Source organism: bacterium (assembly GCA_040755755.1).
Lineage (GTDB): Bacteria > SZUA-182 > SZUA-182 > DTGQ01 > DTGQ01 > DTGQ01.
Window position 1 is genome coordinate 1 of sequence record JBFLZW010000028.1, and the last position, 4032, is coordinate 4032.

The window sequence follows — 4032 nt, forward strand, 5'->3', positions numbered from 1 at the left end:
GCCTCCGGTATCATGGTCTTTAGTTTTTTTCTGCCCATATAATACCGGAAACTTCAGTCAGGGGTGGGGGAATTTTGCGTTGTCACAAACCCCTAAAATGGGGGAATTTTAGATTATCACAATCACTCCCCGATATCTGCGAATTGTTCATCTATATATGACCTTCTGTCCTGGTAAAACACCTTGGCAGTAGCCTGAGTAATTACCAGAGAACCGCCATCTGACCGGGAAATTTTAATCCCAATCAGCCGCTGTTCGCCCCTATAGTACGAAACGACCTTGTCCAAGGGGCCAATGGATAATTCGAGGTAAATATTCTGGATTTGAATAACAGGATCTAAAAGGATAAACGATAATGAGATAGGATCAATATGGACATATTCTGAGGGGAGAACCTCGGAATAGAGATAATTTTGCAGATAGCGCGCCAGAAATGACTCGGTGATTTTTGTTTTCATAGACTTCCAGTAGTTTTATCTTTCTTCCAAAAGATGATCAAGAAGGAATGTTGCTATATCCTGGTGTCCTGCCTGGTTGGGATGTACCAGGGCATCGGCCATGTAACCCAAGCTGTTAGCGTTACTATATGATTTCCATCTTCTATTCAGATTTAAAAAAGCGCATCCCTTACTGAGAGCCAATTTTCTGCATACTTCCTCATACGCAGTTATGGGAATTGTTTTACTAACATTGAAGAGTCCATTCGCTAAGACCATGCAACTTCCATGTGTTCGAGCAGTGTCGATAATTTGACTCATAGAAGTCTCATAGGCACTGAGCCCAGTTTGAAAATTAAAGTCATTGGCCACTAATGACACGATAGTCAGCACTGGAGTCCAGTAGTTTATTTCCAAATCCAGACAGCCTGTCTGGACAAAATCGCTGGCTCTTCCTCCAGATCGAGCACAATCATGGACCCTGATTCCGGTTGTCCCTTTTATGGGATAAATACCTAAGAAATATAAATTCCTGGTAGGATTTGCACCGTTATCGACAGTGATTACCGCCGTATGATCCGTGTCTGCCAGCCCTGTTTCCTCATAAGCATAAGGCGAAACAAGTGTAGCGTTATAGGTATCATGGGTAACAGCAGCACCCCCGTCGATAGAGATAGTATATTGGGCTGCTATATTATTTCTAGCAACTACCACCCCTATACCTGTCCCATTGAAACTTACCGTCGCTGTAGCCCCGGTATTACTACTGCGCTTCTGGTAATTGCCTATTCCATACCAACTTGAGTCTATCCATGTACCTGTGAAGCTGAACGCTGGATAGTCATCGCTAAAATGTACGGGAATAAAACCAAGCCCCACATCTCCAAATGTGGCTGCAAGTCTTGTCCTCAATCTCCCGACAAAACCTTTTGTTCGATAGTCATTATGACTGTTCCCTGCCTTATCCCCTTCGGTAATCGAATCCCCGATACAACACACATTGAATATCCCCGTGGTGCCAGACTTCAACTTGGCAAGAGTGGACCTCCATGTGTCCATATTGCCCTCAATGTAATAAGCATATCCATCGCCGTCGTGACTTTGATGATCTGCAATGTGGCCTAAAATTTGCATCAATCCCATTTCTCTATTTCCTTTTCCTTTACCAGTTCTTATCTTTCCTCCAGGAGGTAGTTTATCAGCATCGAGGCAATATCCTGATGTCCTGCGGCAGTGAGGTGTACATCATCCGACATGTATCCAAGACTATTGGCATTACTGAAGTTTTTCCATCGCCTATTTGTAGCAAGATAAGCACAGCCATAATTCAAGGCAACCTTTCTGCACACTTCCTCGTAGGCAGTTATAGGAATGGCCCTTTCCACATTGTATAGGCCATTACCCACTATTAGACAATCCCCGTGAGTCAGGGCGGCATTGACGATCTGAGTCAAATTTGACTCATAGCTACCCAGATCAGTCTGACTATTAAAATCATTGGCCACTAATGCCACGATAGTCAGCACCGGAGTCCAGTGGTTTATTTCCAAATCCAGACAGCCTGTACCAAGAAAATCAGCCACTTTACTTTCCCACCGGGCACAATTATGGACCCTGATCCCGGCCGTCCCCTTGATCGGGTAAATCCCCAAAAGGTTGAGAGTCCGAGAGGGATTTGCACCGTTATCGACGGTGATAACCGCTGTGTGATCCGTGTCTGCCAGCCCTGTCTCTTCATACATATACGGAGATATCAAGGTGGCATTATACGTATTATGCGTAATGGGGCCACCCCCATCAATGGCAATGGTATATTGAGCAGCCATGCTGTTTCGCATAACCGCCACCCCTATACCTGTCCCATCGAAACTTACCGTCGCTGTAGCTCCGGTCTCACTACTTTGCTTACAGGAATTTGCTATGCCGTACGAAGCAGCATCGTTCCAGTTCCCCGAGAAAGTAACGGCAGGATAGGTATGGCTGAAATGGCTGGGAATAAAACCAAGCCCCACATCTCCAAATGTGGCTGCAAGTCTTGTCCTCAATCTCCCGACAAAACTTTTTGTTCGATAATCCAGGTGACTGGTTCCTGCTGCTGTCCCCTCGGTAATTGAGTCTCCAAGACAACAAACGTTAAAAATCCCCGTAGTACCCGATCTTAGCTTGGCAAGGGTAGCCCGCCAGGTATCGAGATTGCCCTCCAGGTAGTAACTATGATAATGCCCACCCTGTATTCGGTGAGCTGCAAGGTAATTCAAGATTTGTGCTAATCCCATTCTCTTCTCCTCTACGGGATTGTCATTAACTTTGTAGTGACATTTCCGTTAGCAATCGAGGCCAGTTTAATCCGGAGTGTTTTGAGTGCGCTCGTATCGAATTGCCAAATCTGGTTAAGGGCATTGGCAGTACTTGCAAGCAGAGAACTTTGCAGGTTTACACCTGAAATTGGCGAAAAATTAGACCCATCAACCGACCCATAGAATTCAAGCCGAAAGTTTGTCGATGTGCCGCTAATCTGAAGGTTTGCCGTAGCATAGGCAGTTACATCTGTATCCACACCGGTAGCATCAACCACAGTGGCCGCATTGTGGAGTGTCTTTTCGACTGTCTCAAATTGCAGGGAAATTCCGGTATAGGCTTTCGTGAAATTCTCTTCGGCTCCACCAAGAGCCAGACCGGATTGATTTTCAATGATAATGCCCCACTTGCGAGGGAGTACTTTGTTGAAATATGCCGCTACCGAGGGGATCATGGCGATATAGGTAAGCCCTCCGCCATCCGGGGTGTTGAGCTCGAAAGGCCCGCGCCAGTTCGACGGATCGCGTTTGACGATCGCCTGATCTGCACCAGTAGCATTATCACCATACAGCAATCCATCTTCCGATCCATAAAACCAGACCAGAACCTGCTTATCACCAGCAGGTGTTCCAGAAGCTAATGCAATTCCAAGCGTAACCATAGCATCAATATATCTATTGCTGTCATTATCCACCGCCAGGCTCGATCGTGCCTGCCCGGAGGCCAACCCTGCCAGGGTTATGGTTATCGGTGTTGAGGGTCCAAAAACTTGATTTAATTTCATAGATAGCACCACACTCCATTCTGACCGTTAATAGAGAGTTTATTGCCGTATAAAGGTATAGGGAAACCTGATGAAACATACAACAGCAGGGCACTTGTCATGTCGTCCGCACCTGCGCTATATATAATAGCTCCTCCGGCATCCTCATCGGTTCTGATTTCAGGGTAAAAGAGTAAGCCAGCCAGAAACCGAATCACCCCGGAGACCTGATCGACTGCCAGGCTTCGATCAGGCATGAATTTTCGAACATACCCCGTACCTGAAAGTTCGAAATTAATCGGGTCAGCAGGGTTTCCTGACAGAAGATATTGCTGGCTCTGATCGAATACGTAGTAAGTATTCACCAGCATTAACCTGAGATCGCTCGTGACCCAATTTATTTCACCATCTCACTACCGGACACATTTTCATAATCGTGCCTCAAATGCATAATAAAATAGTACCGGGATAGGTAATTCATAATCCAAGAGGTGATCGAGTAATCGTAAGCCAAGTTGAAAGAGACTCAAATCA

Annotated in this window: 5 protein-coding genes; all 5 read right to left on the reverse strand. The window is 45.8% G+C overall.

Features of this window, described 5'->3' with window-relative positions:
- Positions 1–122: 122 nt before the first annotated feature.
- Genes AB1611_09260 through AB1611_09280 form a run of 5 tightly spaced genes read right to left on the reverse strand, consistent with a single transcriptional unit; the run spans position 123 to position 3863 of the window.
- Positions 123–458 (reverse strand): hypothetical protein, encoded by a 336-nt coding sequence (locus AB1611_09260; protein MEW6379782.1) that lies wholly within the window; start codon positions 456–458, stop codon positions 123–125.
- Positions 459–473: 15 nt separating this feature from the next.
- Positions 474–1580: an SGNH/GDSL hydrolase family protein gene (locus AB1611_09265; GenBank protein MEW6379783.1), complete on the reverse strand. Its 1107-nt coding sequence runs from the start codon at positions 1578–1580 to the stop codon at positions 474–476.
- A gap of 29 nt (positions 1581–1609) precedes the next feature.
- Positions 1610–2713, reverse strand: a complete 1104-nt coding sequence (locus AB1611_09270; protein ID MEW6379784.1) for an SGNH/GDSL hydrolase family protein — start codon at positions 2711–2713, stop codon at positions 1610–1612.
- Positions 2714–2724: 11 nt separating this feature from the next.
- On the reverse strand, positions 2725–3519 hold the full coding sequence (locus AB1611_09275; protein ID MEW6379785.1) for a hypothetical protein: 795 nt from the start codon (positions 3517–3519) through the stop codon (positions 2725–2727).
- Positions 3516–3863, reverse strand: a complete 348-nt coding sequence (locus AB1611_09280; protein ID MEW6379786.1) for a hypothetical protein — start codon at positions 3861–3863, stop codon at positions 3516–3518. The genes AB1611_09275 and AB1611_09280 overlap by 4 nt, the downstream gene beginning before the upstream one ends.
- Positions 3864–4032 lie beyond the last annotated feature (169 nt).

Bases quoted from the DNA above. Each gene is read 5' to 3' on its own strand.
- AB1611_09260 (MEW6379782.1), bottom strand. From the start codon at position 458: ATGAAAACAAAAATCACCGAGTCATTTCTGGCGCGCTATCTGCAAAAT.
- AB1611_09265 (MEW6379783.1), bottom strand. From the start codon at position 1,580: ATGGGATTGATGCAAATTTTAGGCCACATTGCAGATCATCAAAGTCAC.
- AB1611_09270 (MEW6379784.1), bottom strand. From the start codon at position 2,713: ATGGGATTAGCACAAATCTTGAATTACCTTGCAGCTCACCGAATACAG.
- AB1611_09275 (MEW6379785.1), bottom strand. From the start codon at position 3,519: ATGAAATTAAATCAAGTTTTTGGACCCTCAACACCGATAACCATAACC.